Annotated in this window: 20 protein-coding genes; 17 read left to right on the plus strand and 3 right to left on the minus strand. The window is 60.1% G+C overall.

Features of this window, described 5'->3' with window-relative positions:
- The first annotated feature begins 21 nt into the window (after positions 1-21).
- Genes AU072_RS08705 through AU072_RS08715 form a run of 3 tightly spaced genes read left to right on the plus strand, consistent with a single transcriptional unit; the run spans position 22 to position 4016 of the window.
- Entirely contained in the window at positions 22-681 is a 660-nt protein-coding gene (locus AU072_RS08705; protein WP_235629928.1) for a TnsA-like heteromeric transposase endonuclease subunit, read from the plus strand.
- Between the two features lie 35 nt (positions 682-716).
- Complete coding sequence (locus AU072_RS08710; RefSeq protein WP_064413492.1) at positions 717-2825, plus strand: DDE-type integrase/transposase/recombinase; 2109 nt, start codon at positions 717-719, stop codon at positions 2823-2825.
- Positions 2826-2828: 3 nt separating this feature from the next.
- Complete coding sequence (locus tag AU072_RS08715) at positions 2829-4016, plus strand: ATP-binding protein (RefSeq protein ID WP_082680951.1); 1188 nt, start codon at positions 2829-2831, stop codon at positions 4014-4016.
- Here AU072_RS08715 and AU072_RS27545 read toward each other — a convergent pair.
- Positions 3925-5604: a TniQ family protein gene (locus AU072_RS27545; RefSeq protein ID WP_133147269.1), complete on the minus strand. Its 1680-nt coding sequence runs from the start codon at positions 5602-5604 to the stop codon at positions 3925-3927. The genes AU072_RS08715 and AU072_RS27545 overlap by 92 nt on opposite strands.
- Positions 5605-5710: 106 nt before the next feature.
- On the opposite strand from AU072_RS27545, the gene AU072_RS08730 reads away from it, so the two are divergent.
- The 3 genes from AU072_RS08730 to AU072_RS08740 all read left to right on the plus strand — a co-directional run bounded on the left by AU072_RS08730 (position 5711) and on the right by AU072_RS08740 (position 8238).
- On the plus strand, positions 5711-5962 hold the full coding sequence (locus tag AU072_RS08730; RefSeq protein ID WP_064413413.1) for a helix-turn-helix domain-containing protein: 252 nt from the start codon (positions 5711-5713) through the stop codon (positions 5960-5962).
- A 693-nt stretch (positions 5963-6655) separates the two neighbouring features.
- Positions 6656-6967 carry a Rieske (2Fe-2S) protein gene (locus tag AU072_RS08735; protein WP_064413414.1) on the plus strand — a complete coding sequence of 104 codons (312 nt, stop codon included), beginning with the start codon at positions 6656-6658 and terminating at the stop codon, positions 6965-6967.
- A gap of 41 nt (positions 6968-7008) precedes the next feature.
- Positions 7009-8238 carry an NAD(P)/FAD-dependent oxidoreductase gene (locus AU072_RS08740; RefSeq protein WP_165595626.1) on the plus strand — a complete coding sequence of 410 codons (1230 nt, stop codon included), beginning with the start codon at positions 7009-7011 and terminating at the stop codon, positions 8236-8238.
- A gap of 55 nt (positions 8239-8293) precedes the next feature.
- Here the strand turns inward: AU072_RS08740 and AU072_RS08745 are convergent, their stop codons facing one another.
- Positions 8294-10615 carry an ATP-binding protein gene (locus AU072_RS08745; RefSeq protein WP_082680947.1) on the minus strand — a complete coding sequence of 774 codons (2322 nt, stop codon included), beginning with the start codon at positions 10613-10615 and terminating at the stop codon, positions 8294-8296.
- Positions 10616-11229: 614 nt separating this feature from the next.
- On the opposite strand from AU072_RS08745, the gene AU072_RS08750 reads away from it, so the two are divergent.
- The 6 genes from AU072_RS08750 to AU072_RS08775 all read left to right on the plus strand — a co-directional run bounded on the left by AU072_RS08750 (position 11230) and on the right by AU072_RS08775 (position 16725).
- On the plus strand, positions 11230-12570 hold the full coding sequence (locus AU072_RS08750; protein WP_217266043.1) for a Rieske 2Fe-2S domain-containing protein: 1341 nt from the start codon (positions 11230-11232) through the stop codon (positions 12568-12570).
- 8 nt (positions 12571-12578) lie between these two features.
- Positions 12579-13070 carry an aromatic-ring-hydroxylating dioxygenase subunit beta gene (locus AU072_RS08755; protein WP_064413417.1) on the plus strand — a complete coding sequence of 164 codons (492 nt, stop codon included), beginning with the start codon at positions 12579-12581 and terminating at the stop codon, positions 13068-13070.
- Positions 13071-13612: 542 nt separating this feature from the next.
- Positions 13613-14788, plus strand: a complete 1176-nt coding sequence (locus tag AU072_RS08760; RefSeq protein WP_064413418.1) for a Rieske 2Fe-2S domain-containing protein — start codon at positions 13613-13615, stop codon at positions 14786-14788.
- Positions 14785-15636 (plus strand): alpha/beta fold hydrolase, encoded by an 852-nt coding sequence (locus AU072_RS08765; protein WP_082697450.1) that lies wholly within the window; start codon positions 14785-14787, stop codon positions 15634-15636. The genes AU072_RS08760 and AU072_RS08765 overlap by 4 nt, the downstream gene beginning before the upstream one ends.
- Positions 15633-15914: a hypothetical protein gene (locus AU072_RS08770; RefSeq protein ID WP_064413420.1), complete on the plus strand. Its 282-nt coding sequence runs from the start codon at positions 15633-15635 to the stop codon at positions 15912-15914. The genes AU072_RS08765 and AU072_RS08770 overlap by 4 nt, the downstream gene beginning before the upstream one ends.
- Before the next feature lie 4 nt (positions 15915-15918).
- Entirely contained in the window at positions 15919-16725 is an 807-nt protein-coding gene (locus AU072_RS08775; protein WP_133147270.1) for a DODA-type extradiol aromatic ring-opening family dioxygenase, read from the plus strand.
- A gap of 286 nt (positions 16726-17011) precedes the next feature.
- Here AU072_RS08775 and AU072_RS08780 read toward each other — a convergent pair whose 3' ends face one another.
- Positions 17012-20530 carry an indolepyruvate ferredoxin oxidoreductase family protein gene (locus tag AU072_RS08780; protein WP_064413494.1) on the minus strand — a complete coding sequence of 1173 codons (3519 nt, stop codon included), beginning with the start codon at positions 20528-20530 and terminating at the stop codon, positions 17012-17014.
- 232 nt (positions 20531-20762) lie between these two features.
- Here AU072_RS08780 and AU072_RS08785 point away from each other — a divergent pair, with 232 nt between their 5' ends.
- From AU072_RS08785 to AU072_RS08805, 5 genes are all read left to right on the plus strand, one after another.
- A complete protein-coding gene (locus AU072_RS08785; RefSeq protein ID WP_064413422.1) occupies positions 20763-21236 on the plus strand; it encodes an Lrp/AsnC family transcriptional regulator in 474 nt (157 codons plus the stop codon).
- A 386-nt stretch (positions 21237-21622) separates the two neighbouring features.
- Positions 21623-22810 carry a Rieske 2Fe-2S domain-containing protein gene (locus tag AU072_RS08790; RefSeq protein ID WP_082680979.1) on the plus strand — a complete coding sequence of 396 codons (1188 nt, stop codon included), beginning with the start codon at positions 21623-21625 and terminating at the stop codon, positions 22808-22810.
- A gap of 92 nt (positions 22811-22902) precedes the next feature.
- On the plus strand, positions 22903-23193 hold the full coding sequence (locus AU072_RS08795) for a YciI family protein (RefSeq protein ID WP_064413423.1): 291 nt from the start codon (positions 22903-22905) through the stop codon (positions 23191-23193).
- 156 nt (positions 23194-23349) lie between these two features.
- A complete protein-coding gene (locus tag AU072_RS08800) occupies positions 23350-24228 on the plus strand; it encodes a 2-keto-4-pentenoate hydratase (protein ID WP_082680977.1) in 879 nt (292 codons plus the stop codon).
- Entirely contained in the window at positions 24225-24683 is a 459-nt protein-coding gene (locus tag AU072_RS08805) for a RidA family protein (RefSeq protein WP_064413424.1), read from the plus strand. Before AU072_RS08800 ends, AU072_RS08805 begins: the two co-directional genes overlap by 4 nt.
- Positions 24684-24846 lie beyond the last annotated feature (163 nt).

Consider the following 24846-nt stretch of genomic DNA (forward strand, 5'->3'; position numbering starts at 1 on the left):
CAGGGCAGCGAAATCGTATGGATGTGGCAGCGGAGGAGCTCGCCGCCGCTACACAGTCTCGAGCCTGTGCGAAGGCCCGTCTCGTCCACCTTCAGTCGCCACGTACCCGTGACGGCGTACTCCATGACCAACGGCGCGAACGTGTCTCTTGAATCCGGTTTGGAGCATGACCTATTCCGGCGACTCGACAGAGATCCGCGTGTCGCCTGGATAGTCTCGCAGCCGTTCCGCCTGGCTTGGAAAGATCTGCCTGGACGTCACATTCCCGATCTCCTAACCGTTGACGTCAAAGGCCACGTGACCACCTGGGACGTCCGCGCACCCCAAAAGCAGGACGACGAGTTCAAGGCCCAGAGCCGCATCACAGAACATGCGTGCGCCGCTGTGGGATGGCGCTACGAGGTGTTCGGCGAAATGGCTCAAGCTGAGCGACTGAATCTCATGTGGCTGAACGGGTTTAGAAGAGAGCCATCATGGTTGCAATTTCATGAACGCCACATTGTTCACATCGTCTCCGGTCACGAAGTAACTCTCGGAGCACTGTTTGACGCGGATGACGGCTCCGGTGAACTGAAATCATCTGTTTGGCACTTGGTTTGGAAGGGAGCTTTGAGTATCGACACGACGTGCCAGTGGGGATTGGACACGTCTGTGCGCCTATCTGTCGAAGTATCGCGATGAACGCCGGCCGGACATTCCTCTACGAGGGAGCGCGCGTGCTCACGGAGACGGGTGCGGAACTCGTCGTTCGATTCGACCCTACGGGTGTCGATCTTCGCGACTGTCTCAACAACATCCGACATAGGGACTGGGACGATCTTCCGCTCGTGCAGAACATCGTCGATGGGCGGCCGGTTGCCGTCGCTCGGTCTCTCCGACCACTCTGGGACAGCCTCGACGACAAAGCCCGCGAACGCGCGCTCAACAAACTTGAGATTGTCCTCGAGATCGTGACTGGATATCGCGATGGTCATCCCGAATTCAAACGACCCGGCGAACCATACCCTCCGTTCGGGCCGGGGTTTGGCGTATCGGAGTCGAAGCGGGCCGTAGCGATGGTGTCGGTTCTTACTCAGGAAGGTCGGAATGACCGTAAGGCCCAGCGCCGGTTGCGAGATGGCGAGCTGACGTCGCTCGGGACGAACGAGAGCACCATCAGAAACTGGGTGCGAAGCTGGAGGCAGCAGGGACTGCTCGGGCTCATTGACGGGCGGCACATCCGCAAGAGCCTGTCGTGGGAGGTCATCGACCCGCGCTACCGCGCGATCGCTGAGGAAGAGTTCGCGACTCTGGACGGTGATAGATCGAGTCTGGCGATCCAAGAAATGCACAGACGAGTGCTGGTCCGGCTTCGTAATGAGGGCATCGACGATTATCATGCGCCGCAGCGGACGACGCAGAAATTTCTCTCGAACTTGAAGCACCAGAGAGGTGAGACCACCCGGTCGCAGCGCACCAAGAAACTGCAAACAGCCTCAGGTTCAACACAATACCCGGGTGTTAGACCAGGCCAAGTCGTGGCGATCGATGTCACGCGAGCCGACAATCTCGTATACGACACCTTCAACGGCAGGCCGCTCAGCGTTGAGATCATCACCGCAATCGACGTCGCCACCCGCGTGGTTCTAGCGCTACGGGTGGTCCCGATGAGTGCGAATGGCTTCGAAGCGGGACTGCTCCTCTATGACGTCTGCAGGCCGTTCTCGATGCTCGTCGCAGGCACGACCGTCAGCGATTGGAGATGGGTCGGCCTGCCCAAGACGGTCGACCTTTCTAGTGCGGTGGGCAAGGCGTGGCGTCAAGACCTGGAGGTCGACTTCGACACGTTGCAGGGCCGACACCCGATCCCGTCTGTGATGCCGGATGCGATTCATTGCGACAACGCCGCGATCTTCACCAGCGTGCACTTCCGTGCACTTCTGCGCGACCTTCAGATCGACCTGTTACTCAGCCGTCCGGGCAACCCCACCGACAACCCGCAGGTCGAGCGGTGGCATGAGACGATCCAACGTGGCTTGCAGCAGATTCCGGGCTACAAGGGGCGGAACGTGTCTGAGCGGGGTCGGCTCGTCGCCGATGAGCCGCTGTTGACGGCTCGCGAACTGCAACTACACCTGCGAAAGTTCATTGCGCTCGATTACCACAGACACGGACACGACGGTCTCATCCAACCGGGCGCCGAGGCCGCCAAGATGTGTCCACTCGACCTATGGGACGTCATGGTCGAAGCCACTGGTCGTATCGATGTGCCCCAGCGCCACGACCTGATCTACCAATTCCTACCTATCAAGTGGGGCACCATCGGGCCAGCGGGAGTGGAATTCTCCAATCTCCGATACGAAAACCCGCTTGTCTTCGAGCCGTTGCGCTATGTCGAGGTGGGTCGATTCCGCGAGAAGGACCGGGCTGCGCCGTTCTTCTACGATCCAAACGATCTCTCCCGCATATGGTTTCATGACGAATCCACCGACAGGATCGAGCCAATCGAATGGGTCGGCCGTAGTAAAGCCGACGCACCAATGACCGATGTCATCCTCGACGAGCTCTGCCGGAAGATCAGACGCCGCGGCGGCAACCATGTGTTCAAGCGCGGATTGACAACCCAACTGATCATCAACGAACTCGGCGAACTCACGTCGGCAAGATCGACAGCGGATCGCCGCAAGACGGCTGCTGCGGCACAACGGGTCGAGCAGTCGCGTATCGATCATGCCGAGGCAGAAGCTGCCCAGGAACGCGCCAATCCCGTGCGCAGCATCACACCGCGGACGTTGCCGACTTCGTCGATCAGGCGGGCGTGGGACAACCTGCTGGAAACCGAGTAGGCGATGGACTCGCAGGAGTGGCACGACAATTGCGTCCAAGAGCTACCGCACGCGCCGCCCAGCCGATCATCCAACCAACTGAACGCCATGTCAGACCAGGCGCGACATGCGTATATCGAGCAACTCGAGGCGTGGCTCGCCCGGCTCTACCTCCCGACAGCGGCGTTCACCGAGATCGAGCATGCGCTAGACCGGGCCGTCCGGGACAACATGCTGGAAGGCCCGGGCGCCAAACAGATCGTCGTGTTGACCGGGCCCAACTACGTCGGTAAGAGCACGTTCATGCTGCGGTGGGCACAGAGACGATATCTGGAATGGACCCGAGATGCGCCGCACGACCGTCGCGGGCGTCCCGTCCACTATCCATCCGACGGCGTAGAGGCCGACCTATGTCCCGTGATTTGGATCGACCTGGGTTCGGCCGCCAAGGTCAACGACGTGACCACCGAGTTGCTCAACGGTTTCAACCTCGCGAGCACCGGCCTCACACGCGATCTGACTCATCGAGCGATGCACGGACTACGCCTGCACCGCACCCAGATCATCATCATGGACGATGCGCACCTTCTGAAGACCGACTCCAAGAGTGGGCGCGATGTTCTAGACCACATCAAGAGCATCAACACCAAACTCGGTCAGGTCTCGAGCGCGACCCTCGTCCTGGTCGGAGCCAACCTCGCAAACGGCGACCTGGTGAACGACCCGCAGATCGCATGTCGATTAACGGAGTTTTCCGTCGCACCCTACGGCGTAGATACCGAGGAAGAACAAGCCGAATGGCAACGCGTCGTACGTGACCTAGAAAGGTTGGTGCTGCCACACCTGCCCGCGGGTCGGCCGGGGATGCTCTTCCTGAAGCTGGCCGGCGAACTTTGGTTTCGCACGCAGGGCTACGTTGGCGACTTACGAAAGCTAGTCAGTCGAGCGACCGTTGCGGCCATTGCGGATGGCTCGTACCGGGTCAGTGCGGATCACCTCAAAGCGATCACCCTGAGCAAGCGTGCAATTCATGAGACTGCAGCGGAGGCGGAGCGCCGCCGCACTGAGTCATCGGCGCAGACGCGGCGCCGCCGCCAGAAGAGCGCACGCCTGCCTGATCTCAACACGCTGGGCCCGGAAGAACGAGTCGGCGCAGCGAATCCTGGGCTGCGGACGGCAGTCGGTCACGAAAGGCGCGATAGCCGGCCTTGATGCGATGGCAAGGCGGCACAGCCCACGCCGGACTGTTGTCGAGACAGCCTTGTGCCACCTCGCACCACATCCATGTGACGGCGTAGACCAACAGGTCAGGCCGCCGCGCGGGAGTGGTCGACAGGCGCCAAGCTGGGTACCAATTTGCGGGATCACGAGCCAGCGCGAGCACCTGCGCTTCGAGCGCGCGAAAGTCTCTGCTCGCGGGGATAGTGTTCAGCACCAGATCGATTGCGCGTTGAAGATCCTCCGGCGTTGCACGCATCCGCGCACGCGCGGCGCGCGAGGTACGCGAACCAACGTCGGGCGGCAATCCGATCCTGACAGCCGCGTCGGCCCAGTTCTCCACGGAGACAACCGCTCTCACCATGCATAGCGAGACATAAAGCCGGCCGGTGCGTTCATAGCCGCCGAGCATGCCGGTGAACATTTGACGATAAATGCCGATATCTATCATTTGGGGTATCGCCGATGGTTCAATTTGCCGACAGCGACGACCGCGATCGATTCGACGACCCACATCGCGGCGGTCGGATACAGCCGCGGCGATCAGTCGCTCCATCGTCGGCGTTCTCTTGGTGCGATTGATAAGCCAGACGGCGGGACCGCCTTTCTCGCCATCGACGAAGTGAATCCACTCACGCAACCGGGCACCACCTGACTCAAGATTGCGCTGCATCAGAATTTCGTGGGCACATCCCAGGACGGCTCCGCGAACCATTGCGCTGTGCGGGGGACTGAAGCCCCAACGAGCGCCACGAACGCGCGTAGACCGAGCCCGCGCCTCATCACGCAAATCGCTCGCCCACGATACGGCAGTCTGAGCCGACGTCCTCGCGCCCAGATGAAGCAAAAGTGTTGCAAGGTTTCGGAGTTCGGCAAGAAAAGCACGAGGATCAGCAGGTGTTCCGAACATGCTCACCGTCTGTCCGTTCATCGCCCGATGGACGGATTCGGTGCAGTCGAGCGCAGGGCCGCTCGCCGGCTCAGCAGCGTTAGTGAGTACCGAGCGGAGACAGGGTCGCCGCAGGGCGACAGGGTTGCCGCATGGTTGCTCTGGTCCGAGCACTGGACGCAACGGCCAGTACCGATGGCTCCGAAACCGTTGGCTGCAGTCCCCGCATTCGGTGGTCAGATAGGTGCCGTGATGGATGCACGCGGCGACGATCGGCAGCCGCCAATGGACCCGCCAGATGCCCTGCTGCGCAACGCATAAAGGGCAGAGTTGCGTGCCGAACGGAGGAAACCAACCCTGAACCACAACTCGGCGATAGCTGTGCCTGTCGAGCGGATCGAGGGCAGCGAGGTACAGCGGTCGTCCAGCGTCGTAGCGCATGAGAGTGGCGTTTCGAAGTCGCTCGCCAGGAATACCGCTGAGCCTTTCGATTCGCCCGAGCACGGTGTCGGTGGGCGCGGTCATGAAGAACGCGAGTGTCGTAGCGCGCTCGCCTTCGCCCCGGCGGAGAACGCGCACCATGTGCTGAGGGTCGAGATCGTTGGCTTGGGTGAGCCGCTCGAGAAAGCTATCGAGTGCTTCGTCGACGTCGAGAGAAACCCTGGTTGGCAGCAAGCCCAGTTCTGTCGGCATGATTTCGTGACCTTGGTAGACCCCCGGCGCGCGGGAGGCGCGGCCCACCACTGAATGTACTACTAGTAGGGCAGACAACGAAGGGCCTCCGCTGACTACTTGAGGGGTGCCGACTCGCCCTAGTCAAAACAACCCCGAACGGGTTGCCAAATGGGAGGCCTGGCGGTTGGAGGTCGGCACGAGAATTCGCGACGTCCGGCTATCGCGGGAGATGACTCAAGAGTCGCTCGCGCTGCGGTCAGGCGTAACTCGCAACGTGCTCATCGACGTGGAACACGGACGGCGCGGTCTCCTGTTCGAGCGGCTACTCGATATTGCCGAGGCCCTAGAGGTTGCGCCGGCGGAACTACTCCCCTGACTGCATACGGCATGTCCCATTCGAGGCCGACAACCGAGACCCTGAGCGTCTCAGCGTTCTTCGGGCCCTCATCGCCTGGTCGAGTACCTTCTCGCTGGGGTGAGGGCAGGGTCACGGGGTTTCATCGGCCGCTTCGTAGCGATCCTTAACCAGGTTCTGGGCCACTAGCGGAGGTGCTGCGCGAGCGGTTCTGCTGTGCGGTAAGTGGGAAGCTTCGGCCGGAAGCCCGGAGTGGCAGGCCTGTCCGAAGCCGATGCGTGCGCGAAATGTTTCCCTCGTTTCATGTGCCGAAATATCACCTTGATCGAAGGGTCATATCGAATGAGGCTCCTCTACACAACCCAGTCAAGGCGGTAGATGTCATCGAATTGAAGCTACTGATCGGGCAGCCGGGAGCGACCGTTAGGAGCAGTAGTGACGACCTCGCACGAAGCTTCCTCGAGGTCCCACGTCCTGTTGGGGGTTCATGACGCCCTGCGGACCACCGGATTCGTAGTACACGGGACGGGAAACGAGCATCCGCCTCGACAAGACCTACCCATTCTGGTGGCGCAGCAAGTGACTGAGCGCATAGGCGAATGTCGTTGCCGCTCGACCGGGATGTCGGCGCAGCGTCGTGTTATCGCACTTCAGTGAAAAGAGAAATCTGGAATGACATCATCGAGCAACAACGTTGAGACCCGAGTCATAAGAGTGGCCTCGCTCGACGAGATAGCGATCGGCGAGCTCACGCCGTTTACTGTTGACGACGAAGAAATCGTGGTTCTGCGCAGAGATGACGGAATCTATGCGATCAACAACATCTGCACCCACGCCGAGGCCTACCTCGATATGGGCGAATATCACGCAGAAACGTTGGAGGTCGAGTGTCCGTTGCACGTCGGCCGGTTCTCGTTGCGCGATGGCACCGCAACGGTCGCACCCTGTGTGATCCCTGTGCGGAGCTACGCGATTTCCATTGTCGGTAATGACGTTATGGTCGAACTGCCTGGGCGTCTTCCGTGACCGATCCGCAGCCGCTCCGAGGGGGAGTGCCAGGTGGCGGTGTGGATCATTACGATTACGTCGCTCTTGGCGGCGGCGTTGCTGGCGGGCGAGCCGTGGAACTGCTAGCCAGGAGCAAACGACCCACTGCCCTGGTATGCGCTGAGTCGTTCCGACCCTATTCTCGACCGCCGCTGTCAAAGAGCGTGCTTCGGGGAGAGAAAACTGCTGAGGATATCGCACTTCGCGACCTCAGCTACTACAGCAATAAGGGTATTGACCTGATTCTCGGCGACTGCGGCGTCAATCTGGACGTGGGGGCACAGCAGCTCACGCTCAGTTCAGGCAGAGTGCTCTCCTTCGACAAGTTGCTTCTCGCGCCCGGTTCGCACCCGTCCAAGCTTCCCGTGCCCGGTGGCCAGCTCGATGGGGTCCACTATTTCCGCACGATTGATGACGCCCACCGGCTCAAGAAGTGGATGGAGGATTCACGGCCAGCTCAACACCAGAGGCGAGGTGGTGCTGCTAACGAAGTGGTCATCGTGGGTGGCGGTTTCGTTGGTTGCGAGATCGCTTCAGCGCTAGCGGGTTCAGGGCGCCGGATTCATCTGGTGGAAGCAGACTCTGGACTAATGGTGCGCGCACTCGGACATCAGGTGGGTCAGCTCATGGCCGAGCGCCATCGCGAGGCGGGGGTAAACCTGCATCTCGGGGTGCAGGTAACACAAGTCTGTGGAGACGACCGGGCGCATTCAGTGGTGCTGAGCAATGGCGCTGAATTGAATTGCGACACGGTCGTAGTGGGGATCGGCGCTGTTCCGACGGTTGGATGGCTTGAATCATCTGGGCTCACCCTGTCTGATGGCATTACCGTCGACGAATACGCCAGGACGTCAAACGCCAACGTATATGCAGCAGGGGATGCTGCTCGTTTCTGGTCGCCATCGTTGAGCCGTCGCATCCGCGTCGAACACGAAGCGAACGCCCTCAGTCAGGCGGTAGTGGCGGCACGAAACATGCTCGGCAGCAATGTCATACACGATCCGTTGCCTTACGTGTGGTCTGAGCAGTTTGACCTCGACATCTGGTGTCTGGGGGAGCTCCACGGTCACGACGATATTGAGCTGATTATCGACAGGGATCGTTGGGCAATTTTGGCGGTGTACTACAAGGAGGGCAGACCTACGTCAGCGCTGGGGGTCAACGTCCCCAACGCGCTGGCGCCGGCTCGCACGTTGTTCCAAACTCGCAAGCATTTCACGGTTGGCGATATCGCCGCTGCGACGACGTAACTGCGTTAAGACCCTGCTGCTAGCCAGGGCCTTGCCTAAGCAGCGGTGTGCGGGGTCATTCGGGAAGCGTCTTCGTCGAGGCTGAACGTTCAACGATCCACGCCGCAACTTGGGCCCGACGGTCGAACCCGAGTTTCGTCAGAATGTGCTGGACGTGGGACTCCACCGTGCGGATGGAGAGGACCAAGGCTTGGCTGATCTCTCGATTGCTCATGCCCTTGCCAACGAGCTCCACGACTTGCTCCTCTCGGGCGGTCAGCCCGGAATGATTTCGGCGCTCCGGCGGCGGGACCTCTGTCCTGATTCCGATTGCGCGGCTGACAGTACTCGCATCTCCGCGCGCACCTTCTGCTAGAGCTGCGTCAAATGCTTTGTCGCCCAGCATTACTCGACTCTTGCGTTCAGCTTCTCGGTGATACTGAGCGAGGTCGGGGCCGAAGAAGGAGATGGACGTACCGATTAAGTTCCAGCACTTGCGGGCCACGCCGAGCAGCACCGCGCTCTCTTGGAAGGACGAATTTGATGCCAGAATCCACGCAGCGAGCTCAGTGACATGAGCGATGGCCAGACCTTCGCTGAATTCTTCGGCGATGACAAAACTGCGACGAAGGTAGTCCAGCGCCGCTGGAGAGTCGTTGCAAAGCCAGCGTTCCAGAGCGAGGGCGTAAAGCGCGTAGTGCGCCCCCCACCGCTCCCCAGTTTCCTCGCTCCGTTGCAGGGACGAGTCACACAATTGCTTCGCACGTTCGCTTTGGCCGGCCAGTGTGTAAGCTAGCGCGAGCTGAAACCTAACCGATGCTTCACCGGAGGTTTGGCCAGACTTGAGATATCCGCTCAGACTGTCCTCGAGGTAGGGAACTGCGTCGGCGAACTCGCTTCTGAATAGCGCGATCATCCCCGACACTTCGGCCACGTAGGCGCGGAGGTCTGGAGGCAAGTCGCTGCAAAATGTTTGTATCTCAACGAGACGCGAAGACGCGCCTTCGAGGTCCCCCTGCAAGACTGCGAGAAAAGCATCGACGCAGAGCGCCTTTGCTCGTACAGAAGAGTTCTCTGTTGCCCTATTCAGGGCCGCATTGAACCAACGGCGGCCCTCGGCAAAATTTCCACTCGCTATCCAGAACCATCTCAAGCAAGCAGCTAACGTAAGGGCCTTGTCGGGCTCCTTCGCCTGTGTGAGTGAGTGCTCAAAAGCCGCTCGCATATTGGCGTGATCGAGACGCGCAGCCGCCAGCCAGGTTGCTTGAGTAGGGCCAGACCACTGCTGGTCACTCTGTTCAGCGCGGTGGAGATAGAAATCGCGGTGTGCACCAACAAATTTGGCGGCAACCCCTGCATGAGCCAATTGGAATCGGCCGTATTCACGGAGCGTCTCCAGCATCCGGTATCGCACACGCCCGTCATCAGAGGCCTTCGCAAGAATCACCGATCTATCGACGAGTTCGTCGATCACGTCAGCGATCCGTGAGTGAGACAGCCCGTCGCCACAAATTATCGCTTCGGCCGCTTCCAAATCGAAGGTCCCCCTGAAGACGGAAAGCCGCGCCCAAGCCGACTGTTGTTCGGGTGAGCACAGTGCAAAACTCCAATCAACCATCGCCTGGAGTGTTTGCTGGCGTGGGACGGCCGCGGGGCTGCCGTATGACAGCAGCTCGAAACGGTGCTCGAGTCGCGCCACTACGTCAGACACCGATAGGGCCCGCAACCGGGCAGCTGCCAGCTCGATCGCCAACGGTATGCCGTCAAGACGCCTGCACAGGCGGGCCACCGCCTCGCGGTTGTCGTCAGTAAGGGCGAACCCCGGATTGATGTCAGTTGCTCGAGCGACTAAGAGTGCGACCGAGTCGTAGTCCTCGATTGAGTCGGCTGCATCGCCCTCTGGCACAGGCATCGGGGGAACATCAAAGACATGTTCGCCGTGCACTCGGAGAGTCTGTCGGCTGGTAGCTAAGACTCTCAGGCGCGGCGCCGCCCGAAGCAATCGGTCGACCGCGACTGCACAGGCCTCGAGGACGTGTTCGCAATTGTCCAGGATGATGAGCGCGGCTGTGTCGTGAAGGAAGCGACACAACTGAGCGAGGGGTTCTGAGGTCGATTGTTTCGGACCGCCGACGGCCGCTGCCACCGTGTCGATAAGGTCGGCCGAATCAGTTAATGGGGCCAAATCCACGAAGTAGGTACCACCTGGGAAGGCCCGCCGATGTTGCCGGGCAATGCGCAACGCCAGACTGGTTTTGCCCACCCCGCCGGGCCCCGTCAGGGTAACGAGTCGCGACTCTGCCAGTCGTTCGCGCACTTCAGCGACTTCGGGTTGGCGCCCAATGAACGTGCTGATACTGGCAGGCAGATTGCCGACCTCACGCTGAGCCGGTGGCATTACAACACCCGTTGTGACTGTGGTCTCACTTAGCAATAATAGGTCAGCTTACCAGATCCGCTTTGCGAGTCGCATCTGGTCAAGCCGTGGGGTATGGGCGGAGCAGTCGTCGCTGCTGGTAATCACGCTTGTCCGAGTCTTAAAGTGTCACCGACATGCCTCACCTGAGCAGTGGTCGGGGTAGCTATCCGCGGTCGCCGGTGGGGGTTCGGCACAGGTCTCTAATTCGACAGGGGTACGCCACCTGCTCAAACGTCTACACCAGTCGGGCGGTGACGTCGTCGAAGAACGGGTTGAACCGGGCCGGGCCGAGATGGGTCCGAACCGACGTGCGATCGAAACCGGCGTGGCTGCCGGCGGAAGTTCAACGAGCTGGGTCACTGGGGCAAAACAGAAGTGCGTTGACTCGAACCGTCCACTTCAGCGTGACGGCTTCCAACGGCCGCCCGTGCATGTTGATGTTTAGCTGAGGCTTGTGAGGCCGCCGGCGCCGTGAATGCTGTTCGGCTCCGAAGGAGCGTGGCAGTCGCACCGCGGGTGATCAGACTGTTCCGCGCGGCGAAACGCGTGGTTGATCGACTGATCCGGTGCGCGTTCAATCGCAAGGGCTACGCGTGACGTCTCGCGTCCAATTCGCCACCAAAGTCGAACTGGGAGAGGGTACGAAGTTCATGTCGCAAGAGCTGATCGATGAGGCTGATCGTCGCGCAGGGGGCAATCTCCAACGCGAAAACGGATCACCCGAGCACACCCCGTACCGTTGGTACTCGGACCCCGACGTCTACGCACTCGAGCAGACCCAAATCTACCAAGGCAAGACCTGGAACTTTCTGGCGCTCACGGCCGAGATCCCTAATCCGGGCGACTTCAAATCGACCTTCGTCGGCGATACTCCGGTGGTCGTGACCCGCACGAAGAACGGCGACATTGCGGCGTGGGTCAACCGGTGCGCTCATCGTGGAGCCATGGTCTGTCGCGAGCTTCGCGGCAACGCCACCAAGCACACCTGCGTATATCACCAGTGGTCCTATGACGCTGAGGGAAATCTTCGCGGTGTGCCATTCCAGCGGGGCATAAAAGGCAAGGCTGGCATGCCGAAGACCTTCGACACGAAGGAAAATGGCTTACAGAAGCTTCGGGTCGACACCTATCACGGCCTTGTCTTTGGCACGATGGACGATACGACCCCGACGCTCGTCGATTATCTTGGCCCACAGATGACGCCTTGGCTCGACCGAATCTTCGCCGGGCGCGAGTTGGTCTATCTAGGCTGCGCGCGACAGTTCTCTCGATCGAACTGGAAGCTCTATCTCGAGAACACCAAGGACCCGTATCACGCCAGCCTTCTTCATCTATTCCATACCACCTTCAACATATTGCGCGCGACTATGGATTCGCGCCAGATTCACGACGACCGCCACGGTCTGCACTCTATTTTCACGAGCACTCGGAGGACCGACGGTGCCGATGCGTCGGCATACACCGCCGATAACCTGCGCACGTATAACGCGGCGATGACCCTGCAGGACCCTGAAATCCTGCGCATGCGCGAAGAGTTTGACGAACCGATCACCAACCATATTCAGGCCATTTTCCCGAGCCTGGTCGTTCAGCAGATTCACAACACCCTTGCATGTCGACAGCTGTTGCCTAAGGGGCCAGACAACTTTGAGCTGATATTCCACTATTTCGGCTATGCCGATGACGATGACGAGCTCCGCGAGATGCGCTTGCTTCAGGCAAACCTAGTGGGCCCAGCCGGCCTGATATCGATGGAAGATACCGAGGTGACTGAGCTCGTTCAGCAAGGAGTGCGAGCAACCCCAGAGCGCCACTCGACAAGTCTCATGGGTATTGACAGTCCACCAGAGGAGTCGGCGGCTTCCAGCGTCAGCGAGATTATGGTGAGGACTTTCTGGAAAGGCTACCGCGACTTGATGTGGCCGACGAAATGAGCGAATGAATGACACAAATACTGAACAACGAAGATCTCCTATTGGTCCGGTTACGCGTCGAGAATTTTGTTTCGGCCTACGAACGTTGTCTTGACGACGATGACCTCGAGCGATGGCCCGACTTCTTCACCGAGGACGGCGTGTATTCGGTTCGGTCGCGGGAAAATTGGGAAGCTGGACTGCCGATCCCATTGATGACGTGTAAGGGACGGCCCATGATGAAGGACCGAGTCGTCGCCCACAGAGACGCGAATATCTATGCTCCACACGTCAATCGCCACTTTCACAGCGGCCTGCAGGTGGACCTGATAGCAGAGGGCCTCAGAGCTACCTCGAATTACCTCGTCGTGCAGACGCTCAATGACGGTGATACCTACATATATCAGGCAGGGCGATGCATTGATCACCTGGTCGAAACCGACGAGGGGCTTCTGCTGAAAGAGCGCCTAGTCGTCGCCGACGCCGGCAGAATTCAAACATTGATGGTGACTCCGATCTAAGCGGATCGACCGCAGTCAGGCAGGATGGCGTCCATTCTCGCCGTGGGCTAAGACCCCGTGGCGGCGACGTCGGTTCTTTAGTGCGGTGATGTGTGGAGTCGGACGCGCTACGATGCACGACTCAGCTACTCGGGAAATGCTCCGGAGCGCTGCACCGCACAGCTGTTCCGAGCCTTGCGCGAATAGCGTTGTCTTGCAACGTCGTTGCGTTCGACTCGTGGAGATGTGGGGATATTTCGGGCGCGAAAGTCCCGTGCTGCGGTGATAAAACGCCGCCGATATCGCACCCCGCTACGCGGTCAATACGCCGCCCTCAACACCTCCGACCCAACTTGGTCAACAAAGAAGGCTGACCACTGGTCCGTTCTGAATTTGGTTGTGGTGGTTGTCGTTTCGTCTGACGTAATGCGGTCTTGATTCGTGGGGGTGGAGGGGGTGATCCTCGGTAGGACTCGTGGAGCGGGATTGTGCCCGCTTGGGTGGCCGTGGAAGGGCCAGGAGCCCTTTTTGTGGGTTTATAGCTAGTTAAGGGAGCGCTAACGATGACACCGCCGAAACTCAGTTCAGTACCGGTCGGCGAGGCGCCTGAGCGGCTCAGTGAGGAGCCGAAGTCGAAGTGGCCTCGGTATGTCGAAGCTGTTAACGGGTTTGTCGACCATTGGTATGCCGCGGCGTTTTCCGATGAGGTGGAAGAAGGCGGCTTCGTGCCGGTCACGCTGCTGGGCAAGAACATTGTGTTGACCCGGGTTGAGGGCCGGGTGTACGCGATCTCGGATCGCTGCGCGCACCGGGGTGTGAAATTCTCGGCGAAGCCGTTGTGTCTGACCAAGGACACGATCACGTGCTGGTATCACGGGTGGACTTATGACCTGCAGGATGGGCAGTTGATCGACATCCTCACCTCCCCGGGTTCCTCGACTATCGGGCAGGTCAAGATCCCGGTGTTCGCCACTGAGGAGGCCATGGGGGTGGTCTTCGTCTTCGTGGGGCAAGCTGAACCGCACCCGCTCGAACATGACCTCGCACCGGGTTTCCTAGACCCCGATACCCATGTTCGGGGCATCCGTCGTCGGGTGCAGTCGAACTGGCGGCTGGGTGCAGAAAACGGAATCGACAACAGTCACATCTTCATTCACCGAGAATCTCCGCTTATCGAGGGCAATAACATCGCGATCCCGTTCGGGCTGGTGGCCGCGGGCCGCGATCGCGCCACCACCTCACTTGTCGATAGCGAAGGTGAATGGCCCAAGGGGGTCATCGACCACTTCGGCGATGCCTACATTCCTGTCTTCGACGCCAAGATCAAAGGCGAGACAGTGTTGCAGTATCTGCCCCGGCCGGATGCCAAACGTGTCGTCAGCCAGATCAGCCTCTGGCTACCGTGTGTGCTCAAGGTTGATCCGTGGCCTGACCCAGAGCTCGTCGCCTACGAGTTCTATGTACCGGTCAACGAAACCGAGCATGAATACTTCCAATTCATCCAACGCAAAGTCAGCTCCCAGGCCGACATCGACGAGTTCAGTCGAGAGTTCGACGAGAAGTGGAAAGACTTGGCGCTGCACAGCTTCAACGACGACGACGTCTTCGCCAGAGAAGCGACACAAGAATTTTACGCCGATGGCACAGGATGGCGTGAAGAGCATCTATTCCCACCGGATCATTCCATCGTGAGATGGCGTCAACTTTGTAACAAACGAGGCAGGGAGATTGCACGATGACAGTGCTGGACTTGGCGGCCAATGCCACAGAGCAATTCATCGACGTCGACGGCGTGTCGACCCACTACTGGGAGGCCGGCCAGGGCCATCCGGTCGTCCTCGTCCACGGTGGCGGCGCCGGTGCGGACGCGGTGGGCAACTGGAGATCGACATGGTCGGCGTTCAGCGAGAACTTCTGGACCATCGCCCACGACATGATCGGTTACGGCGCCACGATCTCTGAGGACAAAGACTTCGTCTACTCCGCCGACGCCCGCATCGAACACCTCCACGGATTCCTGGTCGCCAAAGGCATCGACAAAGCCAACCTGGTCGGCAACTCCATGGGCGGAGCCACCGCCCTGGGCGTAGCGATGCGCTATCCAGAACGTGTCAACACCCTGACACTGATGGGCTCGGCCGGCCTGAACTACCTCAGCGCCCAGATCCCCGCCTCCCAACTGGCCGTGCTCAACTACACCGAACCCGACCGAGAAAAGATGCGCGAGCTCATCGGCGCCCTCACACACGACTTCGTACCCAGCGAGGAAATCCTGGAGTACCGCTACCGCCTCACCCAAAACGAAAACGTGATGCGCGCCTACAACTCAGCGATGACATGGGCCAGAGAAGCCGGCGGCCTGCACTTCGACGAAAGCGACATCGCCAAAGTCCAAACCCCAACCCTGGTCCTCTCCGGCCGCGAAGACCCCGTCGTACCACTGGAACAGTCACTGAAGTTCCACCAACTCATCCCCAACTCCACCCTGTATTCACTACCCCACTGCGGACACTGGGCAATGATCGAATACCCCACCGAATTCTGCGACATCGTCACGCGCTTCATCAACAAGGAGACACAAAAATGAGCGCAAAAGAACTCGACCGAATGATCGAAAGTGCGCTGTCGAATCCTGAAGCTCAGGCGGCCCTCGAGCGCCTTGACCCCACTTTTCTGGCCGGCTTTGACCTCTCCGAGGAAGAGCGCCGAATCATAGAACTGCCGAATCCGCAGGTGCTCGCCGAATTAGGAGTTCATCCGATGCTTGCGATGTGGGGATCATGGATGCGCAATCCGGAACTTGCGCGGCAGCTGAGTGCCAGCGAGTACTTTGTCGACTATCCCGCCAACCGAAGTGGGCGGTGACCGCATGGGCAAGCTTGTCGCAGCGCTGAACACGTCCCATGTCTTGTTTCCGAGCAATGGCGTGGAGTCCCGCGCGGCTGTGGTCGTCAATGGGTACCGCGAGATCGGGCGGCGTGTCCGTGCTGCCGAGCCCGATTTAGTTGTGCTCGTCTCATCCGAGCACGGGCCCACTCTTCCGCCGCATGGTCCGCAGCCACCCTTCGTTGTCGGAACGGGTCAGACCTTCAACACTTTCGGCGATATGGACGTACCGAAAGTCACGGTTCCAGCTGCGCCGGAATTCGCGAAGGGGTTCGTTCGATACGCCGCAGACAACGGCTTCGATCTAGCGTCCTTGGACACCTTCAGCGCGGACCATGGAACGTCGATCCCTGTGCTGATGGCTTTTCCCGACCTCGATGTGCCGGTAGTGCCGATAATTATCAACACAATGGTGCCTGAGGCGACGGCCAGTCCTCGACGATGCTTCACCCTCGGGCAGGTCATGGCGAGATATATTGCGTCTCGCAGTGAACGTGTTGCCGTCATCGGTTGCGGAGGGTTATCGCACTGGCCAGGAAGACCCGAAATGGGCCAGATCAACGAAGAATTCGACCAGCGCTTCCTCGATCTGCTGTCCGGTGGTCAGGCGACCCAGACCGCTGACTGGTCCAACACGTTCATCGAAGAGAATGCAGGCAACGGCGGCTTGGAGATCCGAAACTGGATTTTCACTACCGGCGTAGCTGGCGATGCTGGAGGCGAGACCATCTATTATGAGCCGATACCCCAGTGGGGCACGGGAATGAGCGCAATAGCTCTGACGACGTGACATCAGGGCCCTGGTTGGCTGACACACGTTCGGCCTAGCGCTCGCCTTAAACAGCGCCGAATGATTCGTCCGCGGGAAGGCGTACGACAGCGTTTGCGGTGCCCTCCGATAGGAAGCGGTCGCGCCTAGGAGCGCTTGCACACCGGGTGATCAGCCAAGAAATCGGTGGACCAGCCCGGGTAGGTAATTCGAGCATGGCGCTGAGCGGTCGGTCCCGGCATAGGTTGGCGTGATACGGGTTTCGTGGATATCTGCAATAGCCAACGAGGACGGCGTTGCGGTGGGGCTAGGTGGCGGGCAGAGGCTCTCCGACTGTCCCTACGAGCAGTGCGTGAAGCACCGCTGTTTGCTCTTCTCGGTACTTCGCGACATTCGACAGTTTGACATCTTCGTATCCGCGAATCATGTCCGGAAGCTCCGCCAATTTGCAGACGAGGGCAAGGTTTTGGTTCGTCAGGTGTGCGAGCGCCGCGGTAACCGATTCGCGATATTCGGTGATCAGATCGCGCTCGAGCCGACGCATGTGTTGATAGCCGAAAACGTCCAGTGCGGTGCCCCGGGTACGGCGCATTGCTCGCAGCACCCGTAGGACCGGGCGAAACCAACCGCCCAGGGAAATCTTCTGTTTCATCCCAGCCGCGCGTAGCACCGGAGGATGTAAGCGGTAGCGAATCCGGCTGTCAGGACCGAAGGTCGCCGCCACTTGTTCGTCCACTGCGGGCTCCAGGGCCAGGCGGGCTACTTCGTACTCGTCCTTGAATGCCATCAGCTTGTACAGGTAGCGCGCAACCGCCTCAGTCACCGACGTCGAGCCGTACGCGTTGGCGCTCTCCGCGGCCAGCGTTGTGCGCACAAAGTCGACGTAGCTGCGGGCGTATCGCGAATTCTGGTATTGAATTAGGTCGGCCACTCGCAGAGTGAGGAGGCGGTGCAGCTCCTGAGTGGGGTCGGCGGTCACGGTGGCTACCATTTCGGCCACCTCGGTACTCACCGCGTGCGCCATTGGAGGTTCATGGAGCCGCCCAAGTGCCGCGCGCAATGTGTCGGGACTATCAATGGCCTGGCGGCCGCGGCGAAACGCTTGAATGTTCTGTTCGACCGCGACTCCATTGAGGCTGATTGCCTTCTCGATCGCTTCGGCGGCAATCGGAAGAAGCCCCCCCTGATAGGCGGCTCCCACCAACAGAATGTTCGCGTACTGCTCGTCGTCGAACAACTGCATAGCCAGGCTGCCGGCATCGACGGCAATGACCTGTCGCGTCACTGAGGTGATGGCGTGGTGCACGGTCTCCGACGGCGGAAAGCCAATCGTAGTGTCAACCACCATCTGACCCGTCGGGACCTCATTTGTCGTCATCACCGCCGCGGTCCGTTCAGGCGCTGCGACCGAAAGGTACTTGGGGTCTGTTGCGACGAGCGGATCGCAGCTCAAGTAGAGGTCGCAGGAACGGCTGCTGAGTTTAGCTGCTTGCTCGAGCGGGCTGTCGGTGATCTTGATGTCGGAGACGACGGCGCCGCCCTTCTGAGCAAGGCCAGTTTGGTCCAGGGAGCGAGCATGGTTGCCGTCGATGACGGCGGCGGTAGCCAAGATCTGGGAAAGGGTCACGATGCCCGTTCCGCCGATACCCGTTATCCGCATCGCGAACGACGAAGCGCGGACCGACTTCGTCGGCTCGCATAGGGACGTTGCATCCAGCACTGGGATGTGCTGCCGGACGCGCTTCGCACTGGGGATGATGGTCATGAAGGCCGGGCAGTCGCCTTCGAGGCACGAATAGTCGAGATTGCATGAGGATTGATCGATTTGCGTCTTTCGTCCGAACTCGGTCGAGACAGGGTGAACTGACAAGCAGTTGGACTTGCGCCCGCAGTCGCCACAGCCCTCACAGATCCGCTCGTTGATGACGACCCGGCTATTCGGGGTTTCCGCCTTCCCGCGTCGGCGTGCGCGGCGCTTCTCCGCAGCGCATTCCTGGTCATGGATCAAGACAGTCACACCAGGGGTCGCTTTGAGATCAGTCAGCGCGGAGTCGATTTCGGAGCGGTCGAGGACTTTCACCGACTTCGGGAGCCGACTCCGAAGGATACGGCGCCGGTTTTCGGTCGTGATGATGACTTTGGCGACCCCCTCCTCGATGAGCATGGCCGCCAGCCGGTCGACGGGCAATGCGCCGACGACATCCTGCCCCCCGGTCATGGCGACAGAGCCGTTGTAGAGCAGCTTGTACGTCACGTTCACACCGGCGGCAACTGCTGCCCGCACCGCCAGGCTCCCCGAGTGCATGAACGTGCCGTCGCCGATGTTCTGGACGAAATGCTCGTCGTCGACGAACGGCTCGATACCCAGCCACTGGGCACCTTCCCCACCCATCTGGGTCATCCCCACGATGGTGCCGACTTGTGCCGGATCCATGAACACGACCATCGAGTGGCACCCGATGCCTGCACCGACCAGGGAGCCGGCAGTTGCCGTTGTCGAGGTGTTGTGAGGACAGCCCGAGCAATAGTAGGGGCTGCGTACGAGTAGCGGTAAGGACAGCTTGGTCGAATCGGTGGGACGTCTGCGCCAGGCTACTGCCGCCTCGATGTTCAGGCGGGCAAGGACTTTCGACAGCCCGCTGGCGACACTGTCCGTATCCAGCTCCCCCGAGCGGCTGAACAGGCTGGTTCCGTCGCGATCCGTCTTGCCGACGATCACGGGTGCACCGACCCGCCCGTACAGGATCTCCTTGACGGCGCCCTCGAGGAATGGCCGTTTCTCCTCTACGACGATGAGTTCATCGATGCCTGCAGCGAACTCCCGGATGATCTCGTTTTCCAGTGGGAAGATCATGCCGAGCTTGAGAAGACGGATCCCGTGTCGAGCCAGATCGCGATCGGACAGCCCCATTGCGCGCAGGGCCTCGCGTACGTCGAGGTATGTCTTGCCTGCGGCTAAGATCCCGATCCGGTCCGAGGAGGTGCGTTGGACGATGTTATTCAGCGCATTGAGTCGGGCGTACTCGAGTGCCCTCGGAATCCGCACATCGTGAAGGCTGCGCTCAAGTGCCATCAGATTCTCGCCGAGCAGCATTGAACTCGGACGGTGTGGGTTGGGACCGAGATCGGCGTCGATCACATGGACGCGGTCTCGGGCGATAACGGCGGTCGACGCTGCATCGGCGACTGCGGTGGCGATCTTGACTCCTGTCCACAGACCACTGCAACGCGACAGAAACTGCGCATGCAGACCCAAGTCGAGAACGTCTTGGGAGTCGGCCGGGTAGAGGGTAGGCATCGCAAGGTCGGCTAGCGTCCCTTCGCTCGCACAAGGGACGCTAGAGGATTTCGCTGCGGCATCGTCACCCACGAGCGCGACCGCCCCGCCCTTTGGCCCAGTACCCACGAGATTGGCGTGGCGCAGCGCGTCGGATGCTCGATCGACGCCCGGAGATTTGCCGTACCAGATACCCGTTACTCCCTCACGGTCAGACCTACCAACCTGTGTCGCCAGTTGGCTGCCCATGACGGCAGTTGCGGCCAACTCCTCGTTTAGGCCCGGCCTGTGGACGATGTCGTGTTGGCGAAGAAGCGCAGACCGCCGGACAAGCTCAAGGTCGTACCCGGCCAGGGGCGATCCCTCGTAACCCGAAACGAATGTCGAGGTGCGCAGATCATGCGTCCGGTCGACAACAGCCCGATCGAACAGTATTCGGACCAAGCTCTGCACCCCGGACAGGTAGACGGTCCCGGTCGCTCGGTGGTAGCGATCTTCCAGGCTGAATTCTTCCCGGGATACGTCGACCGATGCGGCGGATTTGGGCATCATTTTCTTCCTGGCAGCGGCGTCCGACCCGTCGCGGGCGCCTCCATTGGGGCGGGGTCTCGTCCAATGGCACAGACACTAGGCATGGCACCGGTCATACGGCAATGCTGATAGATCAAGACTGAACCATTGGTACAGTCTGAGTAGCCAACTTGCCGTCCGCGACCGACAGATGGCCCAATCACGCGGACTGTCCAGCAACGCCGCGACGGTTCGAGATTGGAGAAGCATCATGAAACCGGTCGACCACTTGGACCTATCGGTATTACGGTTACTCGCCACGCAGCCTCGCGCCGGCATCCGCGAGTACGCGCGCCAAATGGGTGTCGCTCGAGCTACCGTGCAAGCCCGCATCGATCGGCTCCAGGAATGCGGCGTGCTGCCCAGCCTGCGGCCCCAAATAGCGCCCGAAGGGCTAGGCTTCGAGGTTCTCGCCTACGTACACCTGCATCTCGCGCAGGGCAAGCTCGACGAGGCAACCCGACGACTGGCAACCATCCCGCAAATTCTTGAAGCCGACTCGATCGCGGGGGAGGGGGACTTGCTGTGCCACGTGGTCGCCCGAAACAACAACGACCTCGAGACCGTGATCCAGCACATATTGGCTACACCGGGCGTCATTAGAAGCCGCACCGAGGTGGTTCTAAATAAGCGCATAAAGCCGCGTGTACTTCCGCTGCTCGACTTGCTTCGCGGGACGGAGTAGCCGTACTCGTTGCGTTAACGCACGAAAATGGGTGTGCGCGATGCGCATCGTCGGTGCGAAACGAAATGCGGTGGCCGGCACCAGTTCATCTGCCGCGGTTGACGCCCTGCGACTGCCCGCAGGTGATCTGACGACTGAATGGGCTTGTCGGCCGCAACGACGGCTCGTGATCAATCATGTCGTCGACAGTGTCGAGGACCCTGGATGGGGAGGGTGGGGTTGTTTCGCCTGCCGAAATGCTGGCTTGACTCGTCGGGTGTGCCCGCTAATCCTCGAATTCACTCGCCGAGCGACCCCACGACCGTCCTCTTGGTCCGGTTTTGCATCGCGCGTCGGGATCCGAGGAGTCCCTCTGGCCCGAGCACTATGAGGAGTGGAGCACTGCTATGACGCCACCCAATCTCACCTCAGCGCCGGTTGGTGAGTCGACCGAACGACCGCCGGATCCGACGCCGAAGACGAAGTGGCCTCGATATGTAGAAGCTGTCATCGGATATAGCGAGCATTGGTATCCGGCGGCGTTCTCCGACGAACTGGAGGAAGGAGGCGTTGTTGCGGTCACGTTGCTCGGCAAAAATATTCTGCTGACGCGAACCGATGGACAAGCTCGCGCTATCTCGGATCGCTGCGCGCACCGTGGTGTGAAATTCTCTGCAAAACCGCTGTGTCTGAAGAAAGACACCGTGACTTGCTGGTACCACGGGTGGACTTACGACCTTGAAGATGGGCAGCTGATTGACATCCTGACATCCCCCGGTTCGTCAACCATCGGACAGGTCACAATCCCGGTGTACGCCACTGAGGAAGCAAAGGGGATCATCTTCGTCTTCGTCGGGGAGGCTGAGCCCCATCCGCTGCGCGCCGATGTTCCCCCGGGTTTCTTGGACCCCGATACCTATGTCCGGGGTATCCGACGCCGTGTGCAATCGAACTGGCGGCTCGGAGCGGAAAACGGGATCGATAACACCCACGCCTTTATTCATCGGGATTCTCCGCTTATCCCGGGAAATAACCTCGCCCTGCCTCTGGGGTTGGTGGCGTCTGCGGGCCACGACCACCGAGCCTCGACGACGGTTGTGAACAATAAAGACGAATGGCCCAAGGGGGTTATCGACCACTTCGGCGACGGCGCCTACCTTCCTGTCTTCGACGCCAAGATCAAAGGCGAGACAGTTTTGAGTTATCTTCCACAGCCGGGTGCTAAGCGTGTTGTCAACACGCTTAGCCTCTGGCTTCCATGCGCTATCAAGGTTGATCCGTGGCCTGACCCGGCGCTGATTTCCTACGAGTTCTACGTGCCGGTCAACAAATCCGAGCATGAATACTTCCAGTTGATTCAGTCCAAAGTTAGTTCCGAGTCTGATATCGAGAATTTCTGCCGCGAATTCGAGGATCGTTGGACAGATTTGGCGCTGCACGGATTCAATGACGACGATGTGTTCGCCAGAGAAGCGACAGAGGAATTCTATGCCGATGGCAACGGGTGGCGCGACGAACATCTATTTGGGCCGGATCACTCTATTGTGAGATGGCGTCAACTCTGCTCTAAGCATGGCAGGGAAATCGCACGATGACATTGTTGAACCGCGCGCCATACGCATAGGTCGAATGCTTATGTCTGGCCCGGTCCCTGAAAGTCGCATCCGAATCCTGGAGGTTTTCGCCGATGGCGCTTTTCGCCGTGGTTTGGCACTACGTCGATGACACCGCGTTGCTCGACCGGGTACGCCCGGAACATCGCAGCTACCTCGGAGATCTGATCGCGCGCGGGATCGTTCGCACCGCGGGCCCTTTCACCGACGGCTCGGGGGGCATCCTGATCTACGAGGTCCGCGACAAGGCGGAACTCACCAAGCTTATCGACGACGACCCCTTTAGCCGCAACGGCGCGATAGCGCGATACGACGCTTGGGAGTGGTCGCCGCTGTCCGGGCCGCTGGCAGAAGAGCGTACATAAGCGTTGCGCGAATACACCGCGGACTCTGCCGTTGGCAAGACCTCTTGCTGCCTATTTCAGTCGGCGACGTTCGAAAAATTCGGACACCGGCACCGCTTGCGTTGAGCCAGTCCACCCACCCGATCCATGAAAATCGACCGAATTAGGGGTGCAACGATGATTCAGCCCGACAGAGTAGAAACCGCAACTTCGCTAGACGTCGACACGCTTGCGGCGTCGTTAGATCATGCCGCAAGAGTCACCACAGCAACCCCACAGCTCAGTCTCTCGCATCACCTGACCCTCACCGACGCCTATGCCGTACAAGCTAGCGGCGTTCGAATTCGAGAGCGCCGCGGAGATAGCGTCGTGGGTGTCAAACTGGGATTGACCAGCAAGGCCAAGGCCGAGCAAATGGGGGTCTCCGACGTCATCATCGGTGTGCTGCACGAAAGTATGGCTCTTGCGCCAGATGAACCAACCGACGTATCCCAGTGGCTTCACCCGCGTGTTGAGCCGGAAGTGGCCTTCCGTCTTGGCAGAGACATCGAACCCACAGAGACGGAGACTGACGCCCTTATGGCCGTGCAGGACATTGCGCCAGCCCTCGAAATCATCGACAGCAGATACGAAAACTTTCAGTTTTCACTGACCGACGTCGTCGCGGACAACACCTCCGCCGCGGGATTCGTGGTCGGAGACTGGCTAGCGTACGAAGAGATCGTCGCCAACCATGATCTGGGAGACCTCGAGGTCCGCCTTGAAGTCAATGGCGAGATTCAACAGTCAGGCAACAGCGCGGACATTCTCGGTAGTCCCCTCAACGCCCTGCGGGCGGCGCTAAGGATGGCACGGACACACAACCGAGAGCTCAGGTCCGGATCAATCATCCTTGCCGGAGCAGCGACGGCGGCCATCACGCTCTCCGCAGGCTGCACTATCACCGCCATTGTGTCAGGGCTTGGCTCGGTACAGTTCAGCACTCAACCCCCGCGGCCAACGGGCGATGCGTATATCTCCACTGACACGTCGGCAGTACAAGGACGCGAGCGATGAATGAGGCGCGCGTCCTCGCCGATAAAGCGGCACCGCGAGGCAAATTCCCGCATATCAAGGTGGCGGGCGATCTTCTGTTTGTGTCAGGAACGAGCAGCCGACTACCTGACAACTCGATCGCCGGCGCGGAGATCGACGAAATGGGTACCGCTTCTCTAGACATCCGCATGCAGACGCGCGCGGTCATCGAGAACATCCGTGACATCTTGGCCGCAGTCGGATCCGACCTGGCCGATCTCGTTCAGATCACCACGTACCTAACTAACATGAATGACTTCGCGGGCTACAACGAGGTCTACGCCCAGTACTTCGAGACCTCCGGACCAGCAAGAACCACCGTCGCCGTCCACCAGCTACCCCACCCTCATCTTCTCATCGAAATGCAAGGCATCGCGGTGCGCGGGTCAGCCCTGAACCGGCCCCACCCTGATCACAGCGAGCACTGCCGACGTTGATCCCATCTGTGTTCACTTTAACCAGATTCAGCTCCGCGGCATCGTCGTCGATGGCCCGGCCGTACTGGCTCCCTTCTCAGCGCCCAGGACGTGGTTAGGGCAGAGATGATCGCAGGTAGCAGTTGGCAAAGCCGGCACCCGACGAATGACATCGATGCGAGAT

Origin of the sequence: Mycolicibacterium novocastrense (genome assembly GCF_001499835.1) — a bacterium.
GTDB classification, from domain to species: Bacteria; Actinomycetota; Actinomycetes; order Mycobacteriales; family Mycobacteriaceae; genus Mycobacterium; species Mycobacterium novocastrense.

Excerpts from the sequence above, each read along its gene's own strand:
- AU072_RS08705 (WP_235629928.1), top strand. The coding sequence starts at position 22 with ATGTGGCAGCGGAGGAGCTCGCCGCCGCTACACAGTCTCGAGCCTGTG.
- AU072_RS08715 (WP_082680951.1), top strand. The coding sequence starts at position 2,829 with ATGGACTCGCAGGAGTGGCACGACAATTGCGTCCAAGAGCTACCGCAC.
- AU072_RS27545 (WP_133147269.1), bottom strand. The coding sequence starts at position 5,604 with ATGCCGACAGAACTGGGCTTGCTGCCAACCAGGGTTTCTCTCGACGTC.
- AU072_RS08745 (WP_082680947.1), bottom strand. The coding sequence starts at position 10,615 with ATGCCACCGGCTCAGCGTGAGGTCGGCAATCTGCCTGCCAGTATCAGC.
- AU072_RS08755 (WP_064413417.1), top strand. The coding sequence starts at position 12,579 with ATGACACAAATACTGAACAACGAAGATCTCCTATTGGTCCGGTTACGC.
- AU072_RS08760 (WP_064413418.1), top strand. The coding sequence starts at position 13,613 with ATGACACCGCCGAAACTCAGTTCAGTACCGGTCGGCGAGGCGCCTGAG.
- AU072_RS08765 (WP_082697450.1), top strand. The coding sequence starts at position 14,785 with ATGACAGTGCTGGACTTGGCGGCCAATGCCACAGAGCAATTCATCGAC.
- AU072_RS08770 (WP_064413420.1), top strand. The coding sequence starts at position 15,633 with ATGAGCGCAAAAGAACTCGACCGAATGATCGAAAGTGCGCTGTCGAAT.
- AU072_RS08775 (WP_133147270.1), top strand. The coding sequence starts at position 15,919 with ATGGGCAAGCTTGTCGCAGCGCTGAACACGTCCCATGTCTTGTTTCCG.
- AU072_RS08780 (WP_064413494.1), bottom strand. The coding sequence starts at position 20,530 with ATGCCCAAATCCGCCGCATCGGTCGACGTATCCCGGGAAGAATTCAGC.
- AU072_RS08785 (WP_064413422.1), top strand. The coding sequence starts at position 20,763 with ATGAAACCGGTCGACCACTTGGACCTATCGGTATTACGGTTACTCGCC.
- AU072_RS08790 (WP_082680979.1), top strand. The coding sequence starts at position 21,623 with ATGACGCCACCCAATCTCACCTCAGCGCCGGTTGGTGAGTCGACCGAA.
- AU072_RS08795 (WP_064413423.1), top strand. The coding sequence starts at position 22,903 with ATGGCGCTTTTCGCCGTGGTTTGGCACTACGTCGATGACACCGCGTTG.
- AU072_RS08800 (WP_082680977.1), top strand. The coding sequence starts at position 23,350 with ATGATTCAGCCCGACAGAGTAGAAACCGCAACTTCGCTAGACGTCGAC.
- AU072_RS08805 (WP_064413424.1), top strand. The coding sequence starts at position 24,225 with ATGAATGAGGCGCGCGTCCTCGCCGATAAAGCGGCACCGCGAGGCAAA.